Origin of the sequence: Neomicrococcus aestuarii (assembly GCF_014201135.1) — a bacterium.
Classification (GTDB): Bacteria; Actinomycetota; Actinomycetes; order Actinomycetales; family Micrococcaceae; genus Neomicrococcus; species Neomicrococcus aestuarii.
Genome location: NZ_JACHDR010000001.1, coordinates 1,844,154 through 1,869,224, shown reverse-complemented (window position 1 = coordinate 1,869,224; position 25,071 = coordinate 1,844,154). Strand labels below are relative to the sequence as shown.

Sequence of the window (25,071 nt, the reverse complement as noted above, 5' to 3'; positions counted from 1 at the left end):
TCAACGATCCCCTTCTTCAGCGATCAGTTGGCGAACCGCCACCTTGTCCAGCTTGCCGGAGCCATTGCGCGGAACACTCGTGGCAATGACGAGTTCCTTGGGCAACTTGTAACGCGCCAAGTATTGGTCAGCGAAGGCTCGAATCTCTTCAATGCTCGGCGCTTCCGCGGTCTTGAAGCTCATGACGGCCACGACGCTCTCGCCCCACTTGGGATCCGAGCGGCCCACCACGGCGACGTCAACCACGCCCGGGTATTCCATGAGCGCGCGCTCCACCTCGGCCGGGTAAACGTTCTCGCCGCCAGTGATGATCATGTCCTTCAAGCGGTCCACGATGAACAGGTAGCCGGCTTCGTCACGGTAGCCGATGTCTCCCGAACGGAACCAGCCGTCGAAGAACGCGGCCTCGGTAGCCTGCGGGTTGTTCCAGTAACCGCTCGTGACGTTAGGTCCCTTGACCCACATTTCGCCCGTATCGCCAGGGTTCTGAACCTCTTCACCGGTAGCCGGGTCCACGATCTTGACCTCGCAATACGGCATGGGCAGACCACAGGATCCGGGCTTCGCGTACGTCAGCTCGGTAGGCAGGTACGTGGCGAACGGCGCGGTTTCCGTGAGGCCCCAAGCCTGCTGAACGGGAACGCCCTTGTGCTCGTACTGCGAGATGAGGATCGGCGGAACTGGGGCGCCTGCGCAGATGAGCGCGCGCAAGCTACCAATGTTGGCGGTCTCAAAGTCGGCCGTCTGTTGCATCGCCGAGAGCATGGCTGGAACCAAGAACGCTTGCTCCACACCAAACTTCTCAATGTCAGCAAGGACCTGACGGGGGTCAAAGCTGCGTCGGATAATCGTGCGGCCACCGCGCACCAAAGAGCGGATGGTCAAGGCGTTCAAGCCGCCAATATGAAACATGGGCGCGACGGCAAGGTTAGTATCCCCGCGGCGAGTGTCCACGAGAGAATCCACGTTCACGGAGTTCCACCACACGTTGCCGTGGGTCAGCTGAACGCCCTTAGGCTTGCCCGTGGTTCCGGAGGTAAACATGAGGATCGCTAGGTCGTCGTCGAACTGCTCAACAGGTTCCGGAAGCTCAGCCTCCGCTCCCTGCGCTACGAGATTCCTAAGCAGCTGGTACGCCTGCGTGGCCGCGCCTTCAACGGGGGGCACCTCGGGGTCGTTATCCACGAGCACCAGTGTGGTCTTAGAGAAGTCGTACTCGTTCTGCTCGATCACCTGGTTGACCACGTCAACGTGACACTGCTCCACGATCAGCACCTTGGGATCCGACTGCCCCAAAAGTCCCTCGACTTCGCGGGGTGCAAGGCGGAAGTTGAGCGGCTCAAAGATCGCGCCGATCCACCACGCGGCCAGCATCGTCTCAATAAACGTCACCGAGTTCAGGCCTAGGTACGCCACGCGGTCGCCACGCTGAATGCCGTGCGCTACGAGGCTGCGGGTGAGCGCGCTGACCTCTTCGTTGAGTTCGCGATAGTTCCAGGTACGGTCGCCGTAAACCAGCACCTCATTGTTCGGAAAGAACTGGACCTGCCGCTGAATACCTGCAACGGCACTGATATTGATGCGAGTCATAGCTCGTCTCCTCCTGCTGCACGCTCACCAAAGCCACGCACGCCAATGCCTCCGTCTGCGTTGATGATGTTGCCCGTGATGTTGCCCGAGTTACGGCGGGACGCCAGCAACACGTAAGAACCGGTGAAGTCGTTCGGGTCCACCGAAGCGTCATGCAACGGGATCAGCGGGTTATCCCCCGTGACCTCGGATCGTGCGAAGCTCGCTGCGATCGAACGTTCCTTCAACCCAATAGATTCCGGTCCGCGAAGATCAGTGTTCATGCCGCCCACGGCCACGCCGTTGACGCGAACTTTCGGCGCCAGTTCGTACGCGAATTGGTTCACGAGTCCGCGGCACGCAAACTTGCTCGCCGTATAAACCGGTCCGCCGCCAGCCGTATAAAAGGACGCATTGGACAGCGTCATGACAATTGAGCCGCGCGTCTTCACGAGCTCGCGCCACGTTGCCTCCACCGTCAGCAAGTACCCCTTGACGTTGATGCCGAACAACTCATCAAAAGTCGCGGACAGCTCCTCGCCGTTCAAGCGAGTCACCGAACGGTTAAAGTCCCAAATTCCGGCGTTCGGCACCACGATGTCCAGCTTGCCGAAGCGATCAACCGTTGCCGTGACCGCGCGGTGCAGATCCTCCGGATTGCGGACGTCACCGGACACCGCGAACATGCGCTCGGGCACGTCGCTCTCTGAAACGACCTTGTTCAGCTTGTCCAGATCGCGGCCAAAAATGACTACGGAAGCGCCCTCCGCAACGAAGCGGCGAGCAACAGCCAAGCCAATGCCGGAGCCGCCTCCGGTAATGAAGGCAACGTCTCCGGATAGCCAACCGCGGTCTTGAGCTGCGGCGTCGTCCTCAATAGTGCGGTGTGGGGCCGCGGCGGACTCACTCATGGTGACCTTCCAACGAAATTAGGGTGAAGTGGTTTAGAAGAACGTGGAGAGGTTCTTCGCTTGAAGGACGTTGGCGTCGAAGTAGATTTCGCGCTTGAACACCTTGAAAGTGCCGTCCTCGGCAACCCGTAGGGTATCGATCCGGCCGCCCGCGTAGATGTCCGTTTCCGTCTGGAGACGGTTGCGGTAGACCAAGAACGCACTGCGGACCGTGAGCTGATTTTCGCCCGTGTGGCGGACCATCACGTTGGTGACGAGATGACGGGTGCGCGATGGTGGATCCTCGGCCCAGGCCATGCCGGAGTCGTACCGGCGGATGCGCCATGCGAGGGACTCTTTGGTCTCGTCGAAGTAGGCGGCTTCGCCAGGCACGCCGACGCTGAGGGCGGCTTGGCGGCGCAGTCGGTTGGTGCGCAGCGGCGCCCAATAGAAGAGGTCATCGTCGAAGCAGTCCAACCAGTCCGCGAAGCGGCCGTCGTCCAGAAGCTCGGCTTCGTGGAAGTAGAACTGGGAGACGCGGTGGGTGAGCTCTGCGTCGGCTAACCGTTCCGCATATGCGCCCACGTTTTCAGCTGTTTCAGTCATGATGCACCTACTTCGCCAGTTTCTTGAGGTTGAAGGTGGGATCCGCGAGCTGCGCGGGGTCCACGGTGATTTTGCGGTCGATAATGCGGCGTGCGGCGCGGACCGCGAGCGCATCATCGATCGCTGCGCAGCCCACGAGTTCGCCGTTTTCGTTGAGGCGGAATGCCGCGACGGGCACGCCGTCGACTTCGCGAATCACGGTCTCGCCGTGCTCCGTCCACATGGCGCCGACGCCTTCAACGTGCACGCCGTGGCGATCAGACCAGAACCATGGCGCCGAGTGCACGGGCAGATCCTGACCTAAAATCGCCGCCGCAGCCGTCTTTCCCGTGTTCATGGCGTGCTCCCAGTGCTCCGCGCGGCGCAAAAGCGTGCCGTCACGCAAACGGGTACGGGACGAGTCCCCTACCGCATACACGTTCGGGTGCGTGGTGCGTTGGGCTTCGTCCACGAGCGTGCCGTTATCTTCCTCAAGGCCCGCGTCTTCCGCGAGATCCGTGAGCGGGATGATGCCGATTCCTACCAGTACGACGTCGCCCGCGTACGTTTCGCCGTCCTCGGTACGGACGTTCGTCCCGTCCTGGTCAACGAAAATTTCGGTGGGGATGCCCCGGACCACCGTTACACCCTTTTCGGTGTGCATCGCGTGGAGCCGCTTCGCGAGGGTTTCGCCGACGGCTGGAACCAGCGGAGTTTCCGAAGGATCGATCAGCGTAACGGAGGCTCCGTGCTTGAGCGCGCTCGAAGCGACCTCGGCACCGATAAGTCCGGCGCCGATGATGGTGAGGCGCTTTCCGCCCGCGATGGCTTCGCGGAGCTTGTCTGCGTCTTCCTTCGTGCGAAGCTGCAGAACAGTATCGAGATCGTTGCCCGGGATGTGGAGCTTGCGGGCCACACCTCCCGTGGCCAGCACTATGACTTCGCCGGGAACCTTGGTATCAGCCTCGGTCACCACCACACCCTCGTTCGGGTGGATCGACACCACCTTCTCGGCGAGAACCGTGACGTTGTGCTCGGCGTACCACTCGCTCTTGATGAGCTGGATGTCTTCGGCCGAACGCTCTTGCAGGAAGTAATCCTTGGAGAGCGGCGGACGATCATACGGGGCGCCGAACGGATCGAGGATGGTGATGGGACCTTCGTAACCGCGGTGACGGAGTTCGTGAGCGGTGGAAAAACCGCCCATGCCGCCGCCAACAATCGCGACTGATTGTGGCGAAGTCATAGTGCTGAGTCCTCTATAGATACGGGGTGGAAGTGGTGGAGCGCTGAGGCGTTATGCCTGTTCGGCCACCGGAACGTTCGGGTACAAGAGCACGTCACCGTCAACAACCTCAACCTTGTGGGTACGGGCTGCGATGGTGGCGGGCATGCACATGGCTTCGCCGCTCTTGAGGCAGAACTTGGCGGAGTGCACGGGGCATTCCACCTCGGTGCCTTCAATCCAACCGTCGGCCAGGGAAGCGGTTTCGTGCGTGCATTCGTCGTTGAGGGCGTAGAAGTTGCCGTCCTCGGCGTGGAACACGGCGATGTCGTCTTCCGTGCCTGCTTCCGCAGCAGAGATGACCTTCGCTTCACCCTCGTCGATGTCGTCGACAGATCCGATGTTGATTGCTTCGCTCATGATGATGGGGCTCCTTAGCCTTCGTTCGTCTCGTGCCATGCGGGAGTGTTCATAACCTTGGCCCAGTGCCGGTAGAAAGCACGTCCCGCCGCATCAGAGTACAGCTCGCTGGTCTGACCTGGGTATGTGCCGTCTTCGCGTTCCGAGCCAATACCCATTTGGAAGTTCAGCGGCACCGAGTTCGTGACGAAGCCACCGGAGATCGCCTGAATCTCAGACCAGTTCTCTCCGTCGTCAGCTTCGAAGATGCCGGACGGTCCGAAGGTGCGCAGATTGTAGAGACGCTGCGCATCTTTCACGTCTTGCGGCATGGACTTATCCACCAGGATCCACGCCCACACTTCGATCTTGTCGGGACCCTTGGGGTGCCATACGCGAATCGAACCGTTGACCGGCAAGTAGGAGAAGTTGGGGAAGACCGTTGCGTGACCGGTTGTCATAGGACCCTCAACGGCATCGTCGCCGAGACGTTCGCGCAAGAAGTCGTAGTCGTAGTAGTCGTGGACCATCTTGGCGTCGAAGCGGGACTTCGGGTGCGTCGGGAATCCAGCGCCGTGACCGTTTTCGGAACCGTGCTGGCGACCCGGAGTGGCAGCAATGTCCGCTTTGGGTCCCTTACCCGTTGGGGAGAGCACCATGAGCGCGGACGCGTGAGACATGTTCACGTGATACCAGTCCGTGGCGAACTGCTCAGCGGCGAGCTTCCAGTTTCCTTCGAGCTCCCACTTCATCACGCCGCCCACCACTTCAGTGCCTTCAGGGTCGCGATCCAGCATGGCGTCCATGTAGTACTTCATGTCCCCGAGGTTGTCCTCGAGCGAATCGGCGTTCTTGTCCCAGTTGCCGAAGATGAGTCCCTTGTACGTTTCAACGCGCGGCACCTCGATGAGGGACCAGTTTTCCTTCTTAAAGGTGTCTGGGTACGCGGTCTCGTTCGGAACGCTCTGCAGTGCACCAGCCAAGTCAAAGGACCAGCCGTGGTACGTGCAGGTGAACATCTTGGTGGCGCCGGCATCAGCACGGCACAAGCGCACGCCGCGGTGACGGCAGGAGTTCAAGTAGACGCGGATCTTCTTCTCTTTATCCATGGACACGATCACCGGATCTTCGCCCATGAACGTGGTGAAGAAGTCGCCTGGCTTCTTGAACTGGGTTTCGTGTGCCAAGAACAACCAGCTGCGAGCGAAGACGCGACGCATTTCTTGAGCGTAGATCTCCCGATCCGTATAGATCGAACGGTCAATCAAGCCACCGTCGGAGTCGATCAGCGGGCTCACATCAATATTGCGTGGCTTCGCCGCGCCGGATCCGGCATCAAGATTGCGGCGCAAAGCACCAATGGAGTCATTCGCCTTGGCAGACGTCATGTCTTCAGCGGTCATCGTTGATCCTTCGCTTGAGTGGTGCAGGTACTGCGTTGACCTCCATCCAACTACCGTGAGCCACAACACGCCACATTGTGTTCCGAACCATAAAAACCGGCACCTTGTCAAGTGCCAGCCTTATCGTTCCATTCAAATCAACACTCGGTGTGACGCGTTCCACAGAGTGGCACACTTACTTGGGTTCCCCAGAGACCTACCTCACTATCAATGGAGCATTCCCCACGCACACACCTTTGGAGAACCAATGGAACAGCACACCACGGGCAACGTCGCCCCGGCCGAGGATCCGAATCCTCCAGCAATCCGCCCTCGTACCGAAAAGGAACGTAAGCGCGCCGTCATTTCCAGCTTTCTTGGCTCGACGGTCGAGTACTACGACTTCCTCCTCTACACCTCGGCAGCCGGCTTGGTCTTCCCGAAAATCCTCTTCAACGGCATGGACCAGGGCCTCGCAACGACGCTGGCCTTCGCCACACTTCTTGCGGGCTACCTTGCCCGTCCACTCGGCGGCATCCTCTTCGGCCACTTCGGTGACAAGATCGGCCGCAAGAACATGCTCTTCATTACGATGCTCATCATGGGCGTCGTCTCCTTCGCAATCGGCCTCATGCCGACAAACCTCGGCCCCGCTTTCGCAGGTATTGCACTGACCATCCTCCGCGTGATCCAGGGCATCGCCGTGGGTGGCGAATGGGCCGGCGCAACGCTCATGGCCATGGAGCACTCCAAGGGCAAGTCCCGCGGCATCGGCGCTTCGATGGCCGTCACTGGTGGTCCTGCCGGCGCCGTGTTGTCCACTCTCGTGCTCGGCCTCTTCATGTCCCTTCCAGCCGACCAGTTCGCTGCGTGGGGTTGGCGTATGCCGTTCTTGCTCTCGGTCGTCGTGGTCGCAATCGCGCTCTACCTGCGGTGGCGCGTCACTGAGTCCCCAGAGTTCGAAGCTGCTCGTGCTCGCGGCGACGTCCACACCGGCGTTCCACTCGTCAAACTCTTCAAGGAACACCCGAAGGAAGTCCTCTTGGGCTGCTTCGCCGGTGTTGCCGCATTGTTCATGCAGGGCTTCTTGGCATCGTTCATGGTCAAGTACTTGGCCTCGACCTCGGAAAAGATCGCTGCAGTTTCGGGCGAAGCTCCAGCCTTGCGCTCGGATATCCTGCTCTACCTCTTGACGTTCTCATCCTTCCTCCACATCTTCACGATCCCGTTCTTCGCTCACTTGTCTGACAAGTACGGACGCAAGAAGGTCATGATGTCCGGTGCCGTGGTGGGCGCTCTCTTGGTCTGGCCAATGATCGCGCTCTTCCACTCCAACAACTACTGGCTGATCGCTCTCGCGTTCATCATTGGTAACCCGATCATCCAGGCCTCCCAGTACGGCCCGATCGGCGCATTCCTCGCCGAGAAGTTCTCCCCCGAGACCCGCTACACGGGCGTTTCCATCACCTTCCAGGTCTCCTCGATCTTGGGTGCCGGCGTCGCTCCTCTGGTAGGTCAGTGGTTGGTTCCTGCGGGCAACGGAACCCTGTGGCTCATCGGCGTCTACTTCGTCGTGCTCCTGGTCATCTCCACGACGGCCATCGCGCTCTCGAAGGAGACGTACCGCAATCCTGCGGTGCGCAAGGAATCCCGCGACACCGAAATTGTGGATGACGCGGTAGTTCAGGGCTACTAAAAATTTCCAAAAACTGAATTCTTGAGGACGACGGCGTAGCTTACGAAAGAGGGCTGCGTCGTCGTCCTTTTCATCCCGGCTTAAAAATCCAACTAAAGAGAGGCAATCGTGGCTCACCCACAAACTGTTGAAGAGTTCAAAGCGCTCGTTGAGAAGTTTGAGGCCCGGCGCGGGTTCGATGACATTGCAGTGACGTTGGGCCTTCAGCCGCATGACGTGACCGAGGATTCCATTTCGATGACCTTGCCGCTGACAGAACCAATGGCTCAGGCCAACGGCATGTTCTCCGCCGCTTCCCTGTTTGGCGCTGCTGACATCACGGGCACGTTCCTCGCGATGATGACGTACGCGGATCGTGGCGGATTCCCGCTGGCCGTGCAGTCCAACCTGAACTTCATGAGCAATTCCAAGGCATCACCGGCCGTTGCTACCGCCCGCATCTTGCGCGGCGGCGGTTCCGTGGCCGTCGCCGAAGTGTCCGTTGCGGACGCCGACGGTAAAGAACTGGTGCATTCGACCTTCACGTACGTCATCAAAGATAGAACGCTCGGCAAATAGTGTTCCGCCCGTTGGCACGAGTCCTAGAGACTCGGCTCACGGTGGAGTGAAATAGAACAAGCATTCATCCAACGAAGGAGTACACCATGCCTCAGGCACTCGTGTGTATGTCGCACAGCCCGCTCTTGGAGCACACAGATCCCCCAGCCGACGTCAAAGCTGCCGTCGAGGAATCCTTTGAAGCGGTTCGCAAGTTCGTCAAGGACTTTGACCCGGATCTGGTCATCAATTTTGGGCCCGACCACTACAACGGTTTCTTCCAGGACCTCATGCCTCCGTTCTGCATCGCTTACAACGCGCACGGAACCGGCGACTACGACTCTTTCGACGGCGAACTCAACGTTCCCACCGAAATCGCTGAAGAGCTCGCGAAGTTCCTCGTCACTCAGGACATGGACGTCGCTATCTCCCGGAAGATGGAAGTCGACCACGGCGCAGTTCAGCCGATGGAAGTGATCTACCACGGCGACGCAGCAGCGAAGCCCATGATCCCCGTCTTCATCAACTCGGTGGCTCAGCCATTCACGAAGGTTTCCCGAGTTCGTAAGCTCGGCGCCGGCATTGGCGAGTTCTTCAAGAATTCGGACAAGAAGGTGCTCTTCATCGGCTCCGGCGGACTCTCCCACGATCCACCGGTTCCACGCTTCAACGAGGCCACCGACGAGCAGAAGAAGTTCTTGGTGGAAGGGCGCAAGCCAACCCCCGAGGCTCGTGCCGCTCGTCAGCAGCGCACCATCGACACCGCAAAGGCGTTTGCTCGCGGTGAAGCGGACATCATGGACCTGAACCCTGAATGGGACTTGGCGTTCCTCGACATGTGCCGCTCTAACGATGTTGAGCGTTTCGATTCGCTCGTCGCCGAGGAAATGGACGCTGTTGCCGGCCACTCCTCCCACGAAGTTCGCACTTGGGTTGCCGCGTACTCCGCTTTGCGTGCGTGCGGCGAGTACGAGATCACGTACGAGTTCTACAAGCCCATCAAGGAATACATTGCAGGATTTGGCGTAACGACGGCGGTGCTCAAGTAATGACTCTCAATAACGAAGTTCCAGCGGCCGGCTGGGCAGATTCCACGTCCGATCAGGCGGCCGCGCACCAGCGCGTCATCGTTCGTTTCGGCGAAGAATTGCTGTCCGCGTATGAGACCAAGGAAGCGATCGATCCACTTCGCGATCAGATCCCGAACATGTCCTTGGCCGAGGCCTACGCCATCCAGGAGTACCAGCTCCACAAGCAGCAAAGCACCGGCCGCGTTCTTGCCGGCCGCAAGGTGGGTCTGACTTCCCTTGCTATGCAGCAGCAGCTTGGTGTCGACGAACCCGACTTTGGCTACTTCTTCAAGGACATGGTCTATGGTCCAGACGCTGAGATCGCGACGGAACAGTTCATCTCTCCCAAGGTTGAGCCTGAGTTTGGCTTTGTTTTGAAGAGCGAACTCCGCGGCCCGAACGTCACTCGCGAAGAGGCACTCGAAGCGATCGAGGCTGTGTACGCAGCCATCGAGATCATCGATTCCCGCATCAAGAACTGGGACATCAAGCTCGTTGACACCGTTGCGGATAACGCATCGTGCGGCGCCATTGCCGTGGGCTCCACGCCTCTCGACGTGACCCCTGCTGAATTGGCTGATATCCAGGCATCGCTGTTGATCAACGGCGAAGTCAAGGGTTCCGGCACTGGCGAAGCCGTCATGGGCGATCCGATCGCTCCCTTGGTGTGGCTTGCCAACACTCTCGGCAACGAGGGCGTTGCTCTCGGGGCCGGTCAGCTCATCCTCCCCGGCTCGTTCTGCGGTGCCGCACCTGTTGTCGCCGGAGAGTCCGCAACCGCCGATTTCGGTGATCTCGGCTCCCTCACCATCAAGTTTGTCTAGGAAGAAATATGGCTAAGAAAACTGCCGCGATCGTTGGATCCGGAAACATTGGCACGGACTTGATGTTCAAGCTCATGCGCCGTTCGAAGAACATTGAAGTCAAGTACATGATTGGCGTCGACCCCAAGTCTGATGGCTTGGCTCGCGCCGCTCGACTTGGCCTCACCACCTCTGCCGAAGGCGTGGACTGGTTGCTCAAGCAAGAGGAGCTACCGGACTTCGTGTTCGAGTGCACCTCGGCGAAGGCTCACGAGTTCAACGCTCCCAAGTACAAGGAAGCCGGCATTCATGCCATCGACCTCACCCCGGCCGCTGTTGGCCCGTACTTGGCTCCCGTCGTGAACCTTGATTCGCTCGAGGACGTCATGAACGTCAACATGATCACCTGCGCTGGTCAGGCAACGACGCCGATCGTCGCCGCTGTGTCCTCTGTGGTTCCGGTTGAGTACGCCGAGATCGTTGCTTCGATTGCTTCGAAGTCTGCCGGTCCTGGAACTCGTGCGAACGTGGATGAGTTCACCGAGACCACCGCAAAGGCTCTTGAGAAGGTCGGCGGCGCCAAGAAGGGCAAGGCCATCATCATCATCAATCCGGTGGAACCACCCATGATGATGCGCAACACCATCTACTGCATGATCCCCGCCGAAGCTGCCGAGCCAGGCGAGCTTCAGGACAAGATCCGCGCGGCGATCGATGAAGCAACCGCGAAGATTCAGGATTACGTTCCGGGCTACGGCCTCCGCATGGAGCCACAGTTCGACGTAGCCCGTGAGGACTGGGGCGGTAACGGTCGCGTTGGCATTTGGGTTCAGGTCGCCGGCGCAGCCGACTACCTCCCTGATTACGCAGGCAACCTCGACATCATCACTGCGGCAGCCACTCGTACCGCTGACTTGTTGGCCGAACGCATGGATGCCACCGCAGCAGCACACAATTCGTCCGCATCCGCTGATACCTCCGCTACTGATTCCCCGAAGGTTGGTGCCTAATGACTGCATCTCCAGAGACCACGAACGCACCGTTGCCAACGACCTTCGACGTTCGCCTCACTGACACCACGTTGCGCGATGGCTCCCACGCTATGAGCCACAAGTTCACCGAGCGTCACGTTCGAGATGTTGTTCGCGCGCTCGATGATTCCCGTGTGGAGGTCATTGAAGTCACCCACGGTGACGGACTCGGCGGTTCTTCGTTCAACTACGGCTTCTCGCTGACGCCAGAGCTCGATCTCATCAAGGCAGCCGTGGACGAAGCCAAGCAGTCGAAGATCGCTGTTCTTCTTCTCCCCGGCCTTGGAACTATCCATGACTTGAACCAGGCGTTCGATGCCGGTGCAAAGGTCGCCCGTATCGCTACCCACTGCACCGAGGCGGACATCTCGATCCAGCACTTCCAGCACGCGCGCAAGCTCGGCATGGAAACCGTTGGCTTCTTGATGCTCTCCCACCGCGTCAGCCCGGAAGAGCTCGCGAAGCAGGCCCGCATCATGGCCGATGCCGGTTGCCAGTGCGTGTACGTGGTGGACTCTGCAGGAGCGCTCATTCTTGATGATGTCTCAGATCGTGTTTCTGCTCTGGTGGCAGAGCTCGGCGTCGACGCTCAGGTTGGTTTCCACGGTCACCAGAACATGAGCTTCGGTGTTGCAAACTCGGTCTTCGCTGTTCGTGCCGGCGCAAAGCAGATCGACGGAACTCTCGTTGCTTTGGGCGCGGGTGCCGGAAACTCTCCAACCGAAGTTCTGGCCGCAGCGTTTGATCGTTTGGAGATCAAGACTGGCGTCGATGTGCAGGGCCTCATGGCTGCTGCTGAAGACATCGTCAAGCCGTTCATCACGCGTATGCCGGTCATGGACCGCGCGTCCATCATGCAGGGTTACGCTGGCGTTTACTCGTCCTTCTTGATCCACGCTGAGCGCGCAGCTGACCGTTACGGCGTTCCTGCTTACAAGATCCTCGAGGAAGTCGGCAAGGCTGGGTACGTCGGTGGTCAGGAAGACATGATCGTTGACGTCGCGCTGCAGCTTGTCGCTGAAGGTCACGGTCGCAGCTAAGGCTCAAGCTCTTGCACTCCTAGCTGATCGCTGATTGCTGATCACAGATCTAGCGGCCGAGCGCACAGAGTCTCAGGCGCATAGCCACCTGCGGTGTCCACATTCACGCAATGTGGACACCGCTTTTCTCTGATCACTTTTAAGTTCTCAAAGAGCGGTTCCGTCGCCGCCGATCGTTTCACGGCGCGGAAAAGTCATGTTGGGTCAAAGGTCAGCGAGAATCGGCTCGGCTCAGTGCAGGGAAAACTCGGATCACAACTAGGCCGTGATTTGAAGTTGCCCAGCCTTCTCAGGGTGGAAGTAGGCGTTGCGCATGAGTTGGTTACTCGAGCTTTCCTCGGGTGGTGGGCTCCAGAAGGGCACTCCGTTTCTCACGGTGATAGTCCATCCCGTCTCATGGACCAGATGGTGATGATGTCTGCACACCATGGCCGCATTCTCCAAGGTGGTGGGGCCGCCTCGCGAATACTCTTGGACGTGGTGAGCTTCGCATCGGTCTACCCCGCTAGCGCATCCGGGGAACGTACATCCTCTGTCTCGGGCGTAGAGGACTTTTCGTTGCTCCGCGGTAAAGAGTCTCTTTCGAGATCCCACATCTATTGCTTGCGAGTCACCGCCCAGAACCACCGGTAATAGCTCTGCGTTGCAGGCGAGTTGCCGGATGGAGCGCGGGTTGATTGGCCCCGAGTGGACGGCGTCAGACCGGAAGTTTGCATCGGTGGCTGCGAGATCAGCCTCGAGCGTCTTCTGATCAATATTCACCACAATCTGCGGCTGATACCCACCGTTGATGGATAGCTTGCCCGTCTGAAGACCAACGGTCAGCGCATGAATTGCCCCGTCAAGGCGCTTCTGAGCGAGCGAACGAGTGTCCTTCGGAGCTTCAATCTCCTTGCCATTCTGGTCTAGCGCCACAGGAATCTCATCGACTTCAGACTCCTGCCCGTGGCCCTGACCGCGCCCCTGACCGCGCCCCTGTCCCTGCCGACGATTCCCCGACAGTTCACCGGCCGGATCGTGATTCGCCGAGCGAGGGTTGGCCTCTGGCGCGATGGCCGTCAGAAAGGTTTCATGTTGGATGGCATCCATCAGAAAGGACCACTTGTGCAGCCCAAAGTGTTTCCCTTGGTAGTAGGCACCTTGGAAGTCCCTCTTCACTTCAAACGTGGGTTGGACGCCCGCCGCGTTGATCTTGTTCTCCCAGTTCCGCTTCTCCCGCTCCACGGCCTTGGGAGTCGAGCTCAAGGCCGCTTTTACGAGTGAAGCCTCGATCCGCTCGGAAAGCACTTTGGCCTCCACAGGATCCGAGCTGATCTGCTGAATGGGCGCTTGCAAACCATCAACGGCGCCAATGATCTTGGCGGCCAACGCAACGGGCAGAGCAGCGTCTTCGAACGCAGTCGCCACGAAAGGATGGGCCGTCTCCGTGTCGCCGTTAGGGGCCTCCACAGCCATCACCCCATGGGCGGTGTTCAGCCGCTGCTGAACCTCACCGGGGCTGATATGTAGCACTTGGGAAAGCCGATCTTTGACGGACCGGAAAGGCGAACGCCCCGTAGAAAACTTCTTCTCAGCATTCAGCGCATTGATCTCTTGCTCCATTCGGAACGCGAGTGTGACCTGGGTGCGGCCAGCCTCATGGCTCAACGTCTCAATGGACAGTCCCAGCTGATCGAGCTGGGTGGGCGTTGCATCCACTCGGGACGCGGCAATCCGCAGTTGGGCCATGCGGGATTGCAGATGCGCGAACTCTTCTTGAAGCGCATTCACGGTCAATTTGGTAGGCGGATTGGGATGTGCAGCCGGAACTAATTCCTCCATGCATACAACTCTAGAAGTGACCCCTGACACTTAGAACTTACGTCGATTTTTGTGGACAAGCCGCATGAAATACGACGAAAAACACCGCGTGTGGGTGATTTGTGAACCGAAAATCACCCAAGGAAGTCACCTTCGCTATCGCATAGTGGTTCGATTCAGCCAGTACGACGACGCCTGCTTACGAAACATGGGTGAACTTGCCGCCCGCTGGTGTCGGCTACGGCACCGACTTGATCCGGTACACCAGCACAGCGGCCAGCAGCCCGATCGCGGCCGCCACAATGAACATGGTGCGGTACCCGCCGAAATAGGTGACTGCGAGGAAAGCGAGGGTCGGTGCGATCACTTGCGGCAGAGAGGCGGCGATATTGATAACGCCAAGGTCCTTGCCGCGGCTAGCGCTCGATGGCAACACTTGCGTCAACAGCGCGAAGTCAACGGCAAGATACGCACCGAATCCAGCCCCCAGGACCACGGCCCCCACCAAAGCAGCGGGGAACGTAGGAGCAAACGCCATGATGACGGCGGCGCACGCAATCATCGCGGATGATCCAGCTACGAACACTCGTCGCTTGCCTGCGCGGTCGCTCCATTTGCCTGCGATCACGGTGGTAATCACCACGGTGACAGCATATGCGCCGGTCAGAATCAGCACTCCGCCGGCTGGGTCCGGATGCTGGATGACATCGGTGAGGAAGAAGAGCAAGTACACAATCGTGAGCTGATTACCCACGAACATTAGGAAGCGCGTGAGCCAGGCCCACCCGAAATCCGGATACTTGACGGGGGAAATCCAAAACCCTGCCAAGAACTTTCGCCATTCAAAACGTCCAACGGCATCGCGCGGAAGCGCCGGGTCATCGCCGCGAAAAACATACACGAGGACGCTAAGCACCAGAATCCCGGCACAAAGCAGGTACCCAAAAGGCACGTTTCCGGCAATGACAAAGCCCACCGCGGCACCGGTCAAAATTCCGAGAGTTTGCCCCATCGCGGCCAAACCGCCCACGAGACCCCGCTGTTCCAAGGGCACTCGGTCCGGGATCGCGGCATAGATCGCGGCATACATGGCGTTAGCGCCGGCTTGCACAAGACACCAGCCCGCCACCATGATCGCCACCGTCGTAGCTCCGGACATGATGAGCAGCGCCACCACCACTACCAACGCTCCGCCTAAAACCCAGGGGCGGCGTCGACCGAAGCGGGACGTGGTGCGGTCGGACAGTGCGCCGCTCAGCGGATTGGCAACCAGGGAAACGAACGCACCAAAGGCGGTTACTAGAGAAAGGATTGCTTCTTTATTGGGCGCATCAATTGCGGTAGCTTGCAGGCCAATGAGCACATTGATGGGTGCAAAAAATACGGTATTGATTCCCCAGTTGACGCCCACAACACCGGCGGTCCAGGACGCGCGCACGCGCTGAGTCGGCTCCGCAAGAGCCGCAGCAGGCCTGGCGGCTGGCGGCACGGTCTTTGGCGCGTCACTCACCACTTGATCTTAGGTGATCAGCGCACCTAGATGAGACTCGACTTTCAAACGTTTCCGGTAAATCCGCTTCATGCCCTCGGCCGGTCGTATGAGTTCGGGCCAGCGCGGCGAGAGCGTATCCCCCAACGTGACACCACGCATGCGCCGCCCGAACATCGGCATGACCACTTCGCGCCACCATTCCACTTCGCGCACGGTGTAGCCCACGGGCCCCACTCGCTGCGATGGCCCAAATGGTTCAAATTCTAGAAAGTGATCAATTCCGAACAGCTCAAGAAACTGAATTGCCAAATAGCGGTGGCCGGCTCGGTTCATGTGGAGCTTGTCGTCATCCCACATGCGCCGGTCGCGATACGCATCAAGCGTCCAATAATCCAGCAACACCGCACCGCGATCAGCGTTGTCTTTCACGATCTGCCGAACGGCATCGTTGAACACATGATTTCGCCGTTTCATGGCGCCTAACAAAGGATGAAGCGGCACGTCAAATCCCGTAAAGAGAACCACTTGTGCGCCTGAACTGCAGAGCCGATCCACCGCGGCCGAATACCGCTCCAGCAGATCGTCCATGTCCTGGCGAAGCTCCAAAATGTCATTGCCGCCCGCATAAAACGAAATCAGCGTGGGTTCCAGCGCGAGAGCGTGGTCAATTTGTTCTTCCACAATGGGGCCGAGCTTCTTGCTGCGAATAGCCAGATTCGCGTACTCCCACCGCGGATCCACCTTGGACAGCTGCTTCGCCACACGGTCCGCCCACCCGCGCACACCGTTGGGCAACCGCGGGTCCCAGTCACCCACACCCTCGGTAAACGAGTCCCCGATAGCTACAAATCGCCCAGGCCGCACGGTCAGTCGGGCTCCCCCGGCCATCAAATAATTGGGCATACTCCCCAACCTAAGAACCCAAGCTGACCGTTCTGTGAATATTGCGTGAACGGAGCATGGCGGTCACCGCTTAAAGTGAGCTGCGGCGTCGTAATTTCTAGTACGACGCCGCAGCTTGAGTTCACTGCTTACCTCACCACAGCGGGAATTGCGCTAGGCGAGGCGAGGGTTTTAGTCGCGCTCAATCTTGGTGGCGAGCGCCTTCTCTTCAACGAAGAGCAACGCGATCACGCCGATGAGCATGACGGGAACGAGCCAGAAGAACAGCGGAACGAGGGCCTCGTTGTAAGAGCTAATCACGATGTTCTTGATCTCTTCCGGAAGGGAATTGACGATCGCCGGCGTCAGCGAGGAGCTCGCGTGAGCATCTCCGCCGCCCGCGGCCTGCGGCAAGCGCTCACTGAGCAAGTCGCCCAAGCGCGAGGCGAAGACCGAACCCACCACAGCCGAGCCGAGCGTTGCGCCGACCTGACGGAAGTAGTTCTGGCCGGCGGTCGCGGTGCCCACCATGGAAATCGGGAAGGAGTTTTGAGCCACGAGGGTCAACAGCTGCATCGCAGCGCCCAAGCCAATACCCATGATGCCGAGGTATACACAGATCAACCAGACCGGAGCATCCACCTGCAGGGTGGAAAGCATGAAGAGGCCCAGCGCCGTCACGAGGGAACCGGCGATCATGACCTTCTTGTAACGACCGGTGGCCGTGACGTAACGGCCCACGATGATGCCGAAGACCAACAAGCAGGCCATCATCGGAATCATGAGCAGACCAGCTTCGGTAGGACCGTAACCGGTCACCATCTGCAAGTACGTTGGCATGTAGCCGATAGCGCCGAACATCGCGATACCCGTCACCAAGCCGGCGACCGTGGTGAGGTTGAAGTTCTTGCTCTTGAAAAGACCCATAGGGATCACTGGGTTCGCGGCCTTCTTCTCCACCCAGACAAAGAGCACGGAGGCAACAACAGCGGCGGCGATGAGGGACAGGATCTCGGCAGAGTTCCACTCGTACTGGTTACCACCCCAGGTCGCCACGAGCACGATCGCCGTGGTGGCAATGGCGATGAGGGCCATGCCGAGGTAGTCGATCTTTGGACGGGTCTCATGAACAGGCTTGTGAATGTGGAGCAGCGTGGCTGCGGCAGCGAACGCGATAATCGCGAGCGGCACGTTCATCCAGAACGCCCAGCGCCAGCCCGGGCCCTCAGTGAGCCAACCGCCAAGCAGCGGACCGGCAACTGAGGAGAACGCGAAGACGCCACCCATGACGCCCATGTACTTGCCGCGCTCACGAGCAGGAACAACGTCCGCGATGATGGCCTGCGAGAGGATCATCAAACCGCCGCCGCCAATACCCTGAATAGCGCGAGCGAGGATCAACATGTTCATATCCGGCGCAATCGCACCGATGAAGCTACCAATCAAGAACGTGCTGATGGCAAACAACAGCAACGGCTTACGGCCGAAGATGTCGCCAAGCTTTCCGTAGATCGGCATCATGATGGTGCTGGCAAGAATGAACGCCGTAATAACCCACGACATGTGCTCCACACCGTTGAGCTCGCCCACGATGGTGGGAAGCGCGGTGGAAAGTACGGTCTGGTTGAGCGAGGACAGCAACATGGAAACCATGAGTGCCGCGAAAATCAGGCCGAGGTGAGCGGTCTTCTCTTCTTTAGCTGGCTTTTCAACCGCTACGTCAGTTTTGTCCGGTTGGTTCCCGGGTTCTCGATGTGAATTAGTGAGAGGCTGATCAGTTGCCTCTTGGGTGGCCGAAACTGCCACCTCTTCGTTAAGTGAACTCATTTATTTGCTTTCCAGAAGGTTTCTAAAAGTCTCAAGGGATCGGATGATCGCATCAGATTCCCGATGAAGTGCGGTTTCGCCATAAGTTTTGAATGCGTGCAAGAGAATCGAATTGGCCAACATGATGGCCGCTTCAGCATCCTCATGGGTCAAGCCGTCGCCCAAGGGTTCTTCAAGTCCCGCGGCGACCTCTCGCTCAGCGCGTTCAAGTTCCTTGGTGAGCATCTCCGACACAGCACCCATATGCGCTTTCATCCGCAGCGCGAGCTCGGGGTGCGCATGCACCAACTCCTTGCGGCGCTTCATGTCAGCCGTGCGCCCCAGCTTGTCCGTTGCCGAAGTTTCGCGGACCGTGCCGCGAACCAGACGGGTCAAGCGCAACAAGGTGGGTTCCTTGCTGATGCGGAAGCGCTCACGCACTTCGTCGCTCAATTGCGGGGCACGTAGCCCCAGCAAGGCGTCTTCCTTGGACGGGAAGTAGTTGAAAAAGGTTCTGCGGGAGATGCCGGCGCGGTCCGCAATGGCGTCAATCGTGGCGGCGGCAAGGCCGTCGGCGAGCGCCAGGTCAAGAGCTGCTTCATGGATTTGGGTCCACGTCTCCACTTGGCGCCGTTCGCGCAGAGAGAGCTCGGTTTTACATTCGGTCACCGGAATACTTTATTGCACCAGTGCAATATTGCACAAGTGCAAAGTTGCACTGGTGCATGTATTTTGGTCACACCGCTCTATGACGTAGCGCTCTTTCACTAAAAGCGGGTGGCCCAAGACAGTGATTTAGTATCGAAATCATGAACGTGACTGCCACCACACCGTCGGGTGCAACGCCGCACCAACTTCCTTTGGAAACCACCATCGACCTCGGAGAGATCACGTGGGAACCCAGTGAAGAGTTCAAGCACAACACCACGCTCTGGGACTTCATGCAGTGGACTCTGGAGCACCGCGGGATTGAACTCAAGACCTACCGAGATGTCCTGAAGTGGTCCGTCGATGACACGAGCGGATTCTGGGATGCGGTACGTCGCTACTTCGATGTCCTCGGCGAAGGCTTCGGCGACAACGAACGAGCACTCACCCGCGAGATGATGCCGGGCGCGGAGTGGTACCCGAACGCCACGCTGAACTTCACTGAGAACGTCCTCAAGTACGCCAACTCACCTGAGCAACGAGACGAAGTGGCACTGCTCAACGTCACCGAAGACGGCACCCAGTCAGGGTTCACCTGGGCGCAGCTCGAGAACAACGTCGCCCAGCTCGCGCAGCTGCTCAAAGACAGCGGCGTGGAGCCCGGTGACCGCGTGGCAGCGTACTTGCCGAACATCCCGGAAGCGTTGATCGGACTACTCGCGGCTGCTTCGATCGGCGCGGTCTGGACCATCAACTCCCCTGACTTGTCAGTGCAAGCAACGCTGGACCGCCTTCAGCAGCTCGAACCAAAGGTTCTCTTCGGCGTCAAGAGCTACCAGTTCAACGGCAAGATCATTGACCGCTCGGCCCAACTCGTAGAGATCGCGAATCAGCTCCCGTCCGTCACGACGCGCATTCTGGTCCCCACCGGCATCGACGCTGACTCCTCAGGCGACTCGAGCGACGCAGCCGCCGCGGGCAACCCAAACGACGCAGTCGTTCCAAGTAGGCCGAGCGTCCTGAGCTACCGCGCATTGCCGAGCGGCGGCGTCGTACTGGAAGAACCGCTACCCGCAACGGAGCCGAGCTATCACCGCGTCCCGTTCGCGCACACGCTGTGGGTGCTGTTTTCGTCCGGCACCACGGGCAAGCCGAAGGGCATTGTCCACGGGCACGGCGGCATGCTGCTTGAAGCGCTCAAAGGCCCCGGCCTCAACCACGACATGCGCCGCGGCGACCTCTACTACGTGGCCGCGAACACCTCCTGGATGGTGTGGAACACGCTCGTGAACAACCTCGCGACCGGCTCATCAGTAGTCACGTACGCGGGTTCGCCCATGGCCGGCCGCGTGGATCAGCAGTTCAAACTCATTGCCGAAACCGGCGCCACGATGTTCGCCACGGGCGCGGCGTATCTTTCTCTCGTGGAGAAGTCCGGCCTGGTTCCGGGCGCCGAACATGACCTGACCAAGCTTCGGTCCATCATGTCCACGGGCTCGCCACTCCCGGATTCCACATGGTCGTGGGTGCACACGCACGTGAAGCCGGACGTGCACTTGGGTTCGGACTCGGGCGGCACGGACATTTGCGGCGGATTCTTGGGGTCCAACCCACTTGAGCCGGTGCGCTTGGGCGAACTTCAGAGCCCGCAGCTCGCTGTGGCCGTGGAGGCGTGGGATGACAGCGGACGCCGCGTCTTCAACGATGTGGGCGACATGATCATCACGCGGCCCATGCCGTCGATGCCCGTGTTTTTCTGGGGCGATGCCGATGGTCAAAAGTACCGCGACGCGTACTTCGAGAAGTTCCCGGGCGTGTGGACGCACGGCGACTGGATCACCGAGCTGCCGAGCGGCGGGTTTGTGGTGCACGGACGCTCCGATGCCACGCTAAACCGTCAGGGCGTGCGCTTGGGATCGGCGGATATTTACAACGCCATGCAGCACATTCCTGAGGTCACGGATTCGCTCGTGATCGGCGTGGAGGAAGCCGACGGCGGGTACTACATGCCGCTGTTCGTGGTGCTTCGCGATGGCCAGACCACCGAGAACGGCCAAGTCAGCGCCGAACTCGCGGAGCGAATCAAGACCACCATCCGTTCACGCACCTCAGCGCGTCACGTCCCAGACGAGATCATCGCAGTGCCCGGCGTGCCCACGACCCACGCTGGAAAACGCACCGAAGTGCCCGTGAAAAAGCTCTTCGCAGGTCACGATCCCGAACGCGCCGTCAACCGCGGATCACTGCAGAACCCGGAGACTATCGACTGGTTTGTGGCGCGCGCGAACGCGTACCGCGACAAGAAGATCTCCTCCGCGAAACCTTCCGACGCGTAAGGAAACTTACGGAACCGAGACGCCGCGCGCGGCCGTCCACAAGCGGTACCAGTCCTCGCGACTCATCTGCTCAGCGACGGTCGCCGCGTCGGCGCTCGCGGCGATGCGCGCGGGGTTCGTGCTGCCGATGACCGGGCGCACGCCCCAAGGGAGTTTGAGCAGGAACGCAAGAACTACGGCTTCGCTTGAGCACGAGTAGCGATCCATGAGTTCTTGGACCACGCAGCGGCTTGCGGCGAGAGCGTTGGCTCCTGACCCGGCTGGGTCCGCAGCGGAGGCGTCGTCGTGCTGGCGAGAGGGATCAAAGAGCCCGCCCGCGAGCGGCGACCACGCCTGAATTTCCACCTTCTTCGCGCCGCAGTACTCCACGAAACCGGATTCCACGGGCTCGCTCGTGGCGTTGAAAAGGATGCTGGATTCCAGCAAGTTGCGGTGCTGCAGGCTGAGCTGCACTTGCGCCACCGCGGGCGGTTCCCCGAAGGCTCGCTCGAACGCGGCGAGCTGCGCGGCGGACATGTTCGAGACGCCGAACCGCTTGACCAGCCCCTCCTCACGCAGCGCGCTCAGGGTTTCGGCGAGCTCGTTCCACGAGGTCAGCGGGTCCGGGCGGTGGATGAGGAGGGCGTCCAGTTGGGAGATTCCCAGGCGTTCCAGAATTCGTACGACGCCGCCGCTTACGTGAGCGCGCGAGGAATCGTAGCGCTGGGGGTCGCCCAGGATGATGCCGACTTTGGATTGGATGCTGATCCTGTCCCGCAGGTCGGGGCGTTCGGCGAGCACGCGGCCGAAGACCTCTTCCGCGCGGCCGTGCTTATAGATGTCCGCGTGATCGAACGTGGTGATGCCGGCCGCGAGCGCCGCGTCAATGGCGGCGTGCGCTTGGTCGACGAGGGCCGTGGCGTCCGGCTGCGCGCTGAGCGGCCCCGGTTCCCACGGCCCTCCCAGACCCATACATCCGTAAATAAGTGGCGTGTTTGGTGAAGTCACGCCCCCAGCCTAGAGCTAGATGGACTCCGTCTGCTGCTCAAAGCTCAAACGCAGTGCTCGTGGGCGGTACGCGTTCTCGCCGGCGCGGCCGAAGTTGACCACCATGAACGCGCTCTTACCGGTGCCTTCAAAGAACTCCTTGTTGACGCCGTCAACGCTGAAACCTGCCATGGGGCCGGTCGCGAAGCCGAGAGCGCGCAACGCAAGAATGAAGTAGCCGCCCTCCAAGTGAGAGCTCATTTCGCCCATACCGCGGCGGGCCTTCGCATCCGCAGCGAGCTTCTCCGTCATGCCCACAGCGTGTGGGGCAACAAGGCCCATGTGCTCGGAATAGTTGTCATCATAGGAGAGGATCGCGGTCATAGGGGCGGTGAGCGTGCGCTCCTTGTTGTTGGAGGACATGTGCTCCGCCAAACGCTCCCGGGCCTCGCGGGACTTCACCCAGGTAATCCGCATGGGCTGGCTGTTCATCGCCGTCGGCGCTAGGACCACGAGCTCCTGAATCTTGACCAAGTCATCATCAGAAACCTGGTAATCGGAATCGAAGCGGTAAGCGGTGTGTGCCTGAACAAAGATCTGATTGAGGGCGTCTTGTTCGATCGGCGGGTTCTCTGCGAAATTTTCTACGGTCATGCTCCCAGTATTCCGCAAATGGGCGCGCGGAATTGAGCTGCGTCGTCGTCCTAAGTCACGCAGAGAGCCCTTGGACCACGTCTAGCTATCCGCACCGGATTCGGGTTCCGCCGCAATGTCTGGCCCGCCGCCGGAAATATTGAACATCCAGGCGATTCCGAACTGGTCTTGCAACATTCCGAAGTAGTCGCCCCACGGCGCTTTCACGAGGGGCTCGAGGATCTGGCCGCTCTCGGCGAGCGCCGCGAACTTGTCCTTGACGCTCTCATAGTCATCGCCGAAGAGCGCCACGGAGAAGCCGCCGTGCTTGGGCTTTTCCATGTAGGCGGGCGTGTCCGAGGCCATGATGACGGCACCGGAATCGGTCTCCAGCTGGGCGTGCATGATGAGGCTATTTTCGTCCTCGCTCTGGGCCATGCCGTATTCACCGAACGTGCTCATGGTGAGTTTGCCGCCCAGGACGGACTGGTAGAACTCCACAGCCTGTCGAGCAGATGTTTCGAAGTTGATGTAGGTGGCGAGTTTGTACGTCATCTCAATGCCTTTCACTGTGTGACAGGGAGAGCCGACACCCTCCGCCACACAATATGCCACCCCACCATGACACTTAGATAGAGCCCTTCCAAAGATTTTTCACGCTCAGCATTGAGAAACCCATGCGTCAGAAATCCCGGCCCTCGTGTCATGATCGTGGGGTGTCACCCACCCATGAACATCCTGAAGCTGACCCGGCGGGACTCGAAGTTGACTCCGCGAACTCTGCCGCGCCGTCCTCCCGCACGAGCGGTTCTCAAACGCTGACCCGCGGGATCGAGGCGCTTAAGTTTGTGGCAGCGTCCAATGGCGTGACGGTGGCTGAGGTGGGCGAGTTTCTCAAGGTGCACCGTACGGTGGCGTACCGGTTGCTCAATGCGCTGGCTGATGCCGCGTTGGTCTATCGCGGTGCGGACGGGAAGATTCGGGGTTCGTTTGGGTTGAGCGAGCTCGCTGTTGCTGCGTACTCCAGCGTGCGGTCCGCCGCAACGAAACATTTGCAGGAAGCGTCCAACGATCTTGGCGCCGCGATCGCGCTGATTATTTTGGAAGAAAGCACCGCCCGGGCCGTGCTGGTGGTCTCCCCTCGTAGCGGTTCGTACCACGTGGCATTTTCCGAAGGGAGCACGCACCCGCTCGATCGCGGGGCTGCCGGACACGCGATCTCGTCACTTCTCCCGCACGATTCCTCCGCGCACCCTGAGGTGCTCGCAGCGACCAGCCGCGGTTACACGAAGACGTACGGCGAAGTGGAACCGCTCATGTACGGTTTTGCGGTTCCACTTCAGTTGCCGCACGGCGGGCCGGCTGCCTGCCTGAACGTGATTGCTACCCGTTCAGATATTGAGGACGACGCCGTAGCTCGCCTCCAGCGGGCTGCTCAGGACATTCTGGCGGAGCTGGGATAAGAGCGGCTTAGTACTTGTACGACTGACCACCATCAATGGGGATGACCGCTGCGTTGATGAATCCGGCGTCGCCTGAGAGCAAGAAGGCCACGAGCTGGCCGACTTCCTCTGGCTTACCGAAACGCTTCATGGGGTTTGGCTGGACGAACTGCTTGCCGACCTCTTCCCAGTTCTCTGGATCAATCTGCTTGAGCGAACCTTCGACCATGGGGGTCATGATGGCGCCAGGTGCAACGGCGTTGATCTGAATGTCGTACTGACCGTACTCAATGGCCGAGTTACGAGTCAGGCCCACCACGCCGTGCTTGGCAGCCGCATAACCGGACTGGTTACCCACGCCTCGGATGCCGCCGACGGAAGCGGTGTTTACCACGGCGCCAGATCCTTGCTCACGCATGACCTTCAGTACGTGCTTGAGGCCGTAGAAAACGCCGGAGAGGTTCACATTGATGACCTTGCCGAACTCGTCCGATCCGAAATCTTCGGTGGGATTCTGCTTGCCTTCGATTCCAGCGTTGTTGAAGAAACCGTCAATGCGACCAAACTTCTTTACAGCTTCAGAAACGTAGTTTTCAACGTCGCTTTCTTGAGCAACGTTGGCGGTCACCAAGAGCAATTCAGCATTCGGAGCTACTTCACGAATCGCCTCCTCGGTTTCCTTGAGGCCTGCTTCATTGAGGTCCACCAACGTCAACTTGCCTTGTTCTTTGGCAACCTGAACCGCTGCAGCGCGGCCCAGTCCCGATCCTGCTCCGGTGATGACTACTGACTTACCTTCAAAGCGTTGCATGACACCTTTCCTTTGGTCTCAGTGATGT

The 25,071-nt window shown here is 59.7% G+C and carries 23 protein-coding genes; 8 read left to right on the top strand and 15 right to left on the bottom strand.

All coding sequences use genetic code 11. The features are described from left to right. From HD598_RS08405 to HD598_RS08380, 6 genes are read right to left on the bottom strand one after another with little or no spacing between them, the layout of a single operon-like run. Positions 1-1,590: an acyl-CoA synthetase gene (locus HD598_RS08405; protein ID WP_183665153.1), complete on the bottom strand. Its 1,590-nt coding sequence runs from the start codon at positions 1,588-1,590 to the stop codon at positions 1-3. Continuing rightward, a complete protein-coding gene (gene hcaB, locus HD598_RS08400) occupies positions 1,587-2,480 on the bottom strand; it encodes a 3-(cis-5,6-dihydroxycyclohexa-1,3-dien-1-yl)propanoate dehydrogenase (protein WP_183665151.1) in 894 nt (297 codons plus the stop codon). The genes HD598_RS08405 and hcaB overlap by 4 nt, the downstream gene beginning before the upstream one ends. 33 nt (positions 2,481-2,513) lie before the next feature. Continuing rightward, positions 2,514-3,065 carry an aromatic-ring-hydroxylating dioxygenase subunit beta gene (locus tag HD598_RS08395; RefSeq protein WP_183665149.1) on the bottom strand — a complete coding sequence of 184 codons (552 nt, stop codon included), beginning with the start codon at positions 3,063-3,065 and terminating at the stop codon, positions 2,514-2,516. 7 nt (positions 3,066-3,072) lie between these two features. Next, the gene (locus tag HD598_RS08390) at positions 3,073-4,290 is read right to left on the bottom strand and encodes an NAD(P)/FAD-dependent oxidoreductase (protein ID WP_183665147.1); all 1,218 of its coding nucleotides are present in this window, start codon (positions 4,288-4,290) and stop codon (positions 3,073-3,075) included. 51 nt (positions 4,291-4,341) lie between these two features. Beyond that, positions 4,342-4,689: a bifunctional 3-phenylpropionate/cinnamic acid dioxygenase ferredoxin subunit gene (locus HD598_RS08385; protein WP_183665145.1), complete on the bottom strand. Its 348-nt coding sequence runs from the start codon at positions 4,687-4,689 to the stop codon at positions 4,342-4,344. Positions 4,690-4,703: 14 nt separating this feature from the next. Further along, positions 4,704-6,071 (bottom strand): aromatic ring-hydroxylating dioxygenase subunit alpha, encoded by a 1,368-nt coding sequence (locus HD598_RS08380; RefSeq protein WP_183665143.1) that lies wholly within the window; start codon positions 6,069-6,071, stop codon positions 4,704-4,706. Positions 6,072-6,318: 247 nt separating this feature from the next. Between HD598_RS08380 and HD598_RS08375 the strand changes: the two genes are divergently transcribed. The 6 genes from HD598_RS08375 (at position 6,319) to dmpG (ending at position 12,227) form a co-directional block, all read left to right on the top strand. Beyond that, the gene (locus HD598_RS08375; RefSeq protein WP_183665141.1) at positions 6,319-7,746 is read left to right on the top strand and encodes an MFS transporter; all 1,428 of its coding nucleotides are present in this window, start codon (positions 6,319-6,321) and stop codon (positions 7,744-7,746) included. 108 nt (positions 7,747-7,854) lie between these two features. Continuing rightward, positions 7,855-8,304, top strand: a complete 450-nt coding sequence (locus HD598_RS13775) for a PaaI family thioesterase (RefSeq protein WP_183665139.1) — start codon at positions 7,855-7,857, stop codon at positions 8,302-8,304. 86 nt (positions 8,305-8,390) lie between these two features. Continuing rightward, positions 8,391-9,332 carry a 3-carboxyethylcatechol 2,3-dioxygenase gene (locus HD598_RS08365; protein ID WP_183665137.1) on the top strand — a complete coding sequence of 314 codons (942 nt, stop codon included), beginning with the start codon at positions 8,391-8,393 and terminating at the stop codon, positions 9,330-9,332. Continuing rightward, positions 9,332-10,177 (top strand): 2-keto-4-pentenoate hydratase, encoded by an 846-nt coding sequence (locus HD598_RS08360; protein ID WP_084637201.1) that lies wholly within the window; start codon positions 9,332-9,334, stop codon positions 10,175-10,177. The genes HD598_RS08365 and HD598_RS08360 overlap by 1 nt, the downstream gene beginning before the upstream one ends. Before the next feature lie 8 nt (positions 10,178-10,185). Beyond that, entirely contained in the window at positions 10,186-11,166 is a 981-nt protein-coding gene (locus HD598_RS08355) for an acetaldehyde dehydrogenase (acetylating) (protein ID WP_183665135.1), read from the top strand. Next, the gene (dmpG, locus tag HD598_RS08350; RefSeq protein WP_183665133.1) at positions 11,166-12,227 is read left to right on the top strand and encodes a 4-hydroxy-2-oxovalerate aldolase; all 1,062 of its coding nucleotides are present in this window, start codon (positions 11,166-11,168) and stop codon (positions 12,225-12,227) included. The genes HD598_RS08355 and dmpG overlap by 1 nt, the downstream gene beginning before the upstream one ends. Positions 12,228-12,485: 258 nt before the next feature. Here dmpG and HD598_RS08345 read toward each other — a convergent pair whose 3' ends face one another. From HD598_RS08345 to HD598_RS08325, 5 genes are all read right to left on the bottom strand, one after another. Continuing rightward, a complete protein-coding gene (locus HD598_RS08345; protein ID WP_183665131.1) occupies positions 12,486-14,048 on the bottom strand; it encodes an HNH endonuclease signature motif containing protein in 1,563 nt (520 codons plus the stop codon). Positions 14,049-14,265: 217 nt separating this feature from the next. Then, positions 14,266-15,537: an MFS transporter gene (locus HD598_RS08340; RefSeq protein WP_311538997.1), complete on the bottom strand. Its 1,272-nt coding sequence runs from the start codon at positions 15,535-15,537 to the stop codon at positions 14,266-14,268. A gap of 9 nt (positions 15,538-15,546) precedes the next feature. Beyond that, positions 15,547-16,422: an SGNH/GDSL hydrolase family protein gene (locus HD598_RS08335; RefSeq protein WP_260170520.1), complete on the bottom strand. Its 876-nt coding sequence runs from the start codon at positions 16,420-16,422 to the stop codon at positions 15,547-15,549. Between the two features lie 171 nt (positions 16,423-16,593). Continuing rightward, a complete protein-coding gene (locus HD598_RS08330; protein WP_183665129.1) occupies positions 16,594-18,228 on the bottom strand; it encodes an MDR family MFS transporter in 1,635 nt (544 codons plus the stop codon). Beyond that, complete coding sequence (locus HD598_RS08325; protein WP_221244623.1) at positions 18,229-18,876, bottom strand: TetR family transcriptional regulator; 648 nt, start codon at positions 18,874-18,876, stop codon at positions 18,229-18,231. It abuts the gene before it with no gap. A 140-nt stretch (positions 18,877-19,016) separates the two neighbouring features. Here HD598_RS08325 and HD598_RS08320 point away from each other — a divergent pair, with 140 nt between their 5' ends. After that, entirely contained in the window at positions 19,017-21,191 is a 2,175-nt protein-coding gene (locus HD598_RS08320; RefSeq protein WP_183665127.1) for an acetoacetate--CoA ligase, read from the top strand. Between the two features lie 6 nt (positions 21,192-21,197). On the opposite strand, the gene HD598_RS08315 is transcribed toward HD598_RS08320, so the two are convergent. From HD598_RS08315 to HD598_RS08305, 3 genes are all read right to left on the bottom strand, one after another. After that, the gene (locus HD598_RS08315) at positions 21,198-22,178 is read right to left on the bottom strand and encodes an aldo/keto reductase (protein ID WP_311538996.1); all 981 of its coding nucleotides are present in this window, start codon (positions 22,176-22,178) and stop codon (positions 21,198-21,200) included. Between the two features lie 15 nt (positions 22,179-22,193). Beyond that, on the bottom strand, positions 22,194-22,811 hold the full coding sequence (locus HD598_RS08310) for a malonic semialdehyde reductase (protein ID WP_183665125.1): 618 nt from the start codon (positions 22,809-22,811) through the stop codon (positions 22,194-22,196). A gap of 81 nt (positions 22,812-22,892) precedes the next feature. Beyond that, positions 22,893-23,345 carry a VOC family protein gene (locus tag HD598_RS08305; RefSeq protein ID WP_183665123.1) on the bottom strand — a complete coding sequence of 151 codons (453 nt, stop codon included), beginning with the start codon at positions 23,343-23,345 and terminating at the stop codon, positions 22,893-22,895. Between the two features lie 161 nt (positions 23,346-23,506). On the opposite strand from HD598_RS08305, the gene HD598_RS08300 reads away from it, so the two are divergent. After that, complete coding sequence (locus HD598_RS08300; RefSeq protein ID WP_183665121.1) at positions 23,507-24,253, top strand: IclR family transcriptional regulator; 747 nt, start codon at positions 23,507-23,509, stop codon at positions 24,251-24,253. Between the two features lie 7 nt (positions 24,254-24,260). Here HD598_RS08300 and HD598_RS08295 read toward each other — a convergent pair whose 3' ends face one another. Next, complete coding sequence (locus tag HD598_RS08295; protein WP_183665120.1) at positions 24,261-25,043, bottom strand: SDR family oxidoreductase; 783 nt, start codon at positions 25,041-25,043, stop codon at positions 24,261-24,263. Between the last annotated feature and the right edge of the window lie 28 nt (positions 25,044-25,071).

Coding starts and splice junctions, on each gene's coding strand:
- HD598_RS08310 (WP_183665125.1), bottom strand. CDS start 22,811: ATGACCGTAGAAAATTTCGCAGAGAACCCGCCGATCGAACAAGACGCC.
- HD598_RS08335 (WP_260170520.1), bottom strand. CDS start 16,422: ATGCCCAATTATTTGATGGCCGGGGGAGCCCGACTGACCGTGCGGCCT.
- HD598_RS08380 (WP_183665143.1), bottom strand. CDS start 6,071: ATGACCGCTGAAGACATGACGTCTGCCAAGGCGAATGACTCCATTGGT.
- HD598_RS08405 (WP_183665153.1), bottom strand. CDS start 1,590: ATGACTCGCATCAATATCAGTGCCGTTGCAGGTATTCAGCGGCAGGTC.
- HD598_RS08295 (WP_183665120.1), bottom strand. CDS start 25,043: ATGCAACGCTTTGAAGGTAAGTCAGTAGTCATCACCGGAGCAGGATCG.
- HD598_RS08305 (WP_183665123.1), bottom strand. CDS start 23,345: ATGACGTACAAACTCGCCACCTACATCAACTTCGAAACATCTGCTCGA.
- HD598_RS08365 (WP_183665137.1), top strand. CDS start 8,391: ATGCCTCAGGCACTCGTGTGTATGTCGCACAGCCCGCTCTTGGAGCAC.
- HD598_RS08375 (WP_183665141.1), top strand. CDS start 6,319: ATGGAACAGCACACCACGGGCAACGTCGCCCCGGCCGAGGATCCGAAT.
- HD598_RS08330 (WP_183665129.1), bottom strand. CDS start 18,228: ATGAGTTCACTTAACGAAGAGGTGGCAGTTTCGGCCACCCAAGAGGCA.
- HD598_RS08360 (WP_084637201.1), top strand. CDS start 9,332: ATGACTCTCAATAACGAAGTTCCAGCGGCCGGCTGGGCAGATTCCACG.
- HD598_RS08320 (WP_183665127.1), top strand. CDS start 19,017: ATGAACGTGACTGCCACCACACCGTCGGGTGCAACGCCGCACCAACTT.
- dmpG (WP_183665133.1), top strand. CDS start 11,166: ATGACTGCATCTCCAGAGACCACGAACGCACCGTTGCCAACGACCTTC.
- HD598_RS08390 (WP_183665147.1), bottom strand. CDS start 4,290: ATGACTTCGCCACAATCAGTCGCGATTGTTGGCGGCGGCATGGGCGGT.
- HD598_RS08345 (WP_183665131.1), bottom strand. CDS start 14,048: ATGGAGGAATTAGTTCCGGCTGCACATCCCAATCCGCCTACCAAATTG.
- HD598_RS08355 (WP_183665135.1), top strand. CDS start 10,186: ATGGCTAAGAAAACTGCCGCGATCGTTGGATCCGGAAACATTGGCACG.
- HD598_RS08385 (WP_183665145.1), bottom strand. CDS start 4,689: ATGAGCGAAGCAATCAACATCGGATCTGTCGACGACATCGACGAGGGT.
- HD598_RS08395 (WP_183665149.1), bottom strand. CDS start 3,065: ATGACTGAAACAGCTGAAAACGTGGGCGCATATGCGGAACGGTTAGCC.
- hcaB (WP_183665151.1), bottom strand. CDS start 2,480: ATGAGTGAGTCCGCCGCGGCCCCACACCGCACTATTGAGGACGACGCC.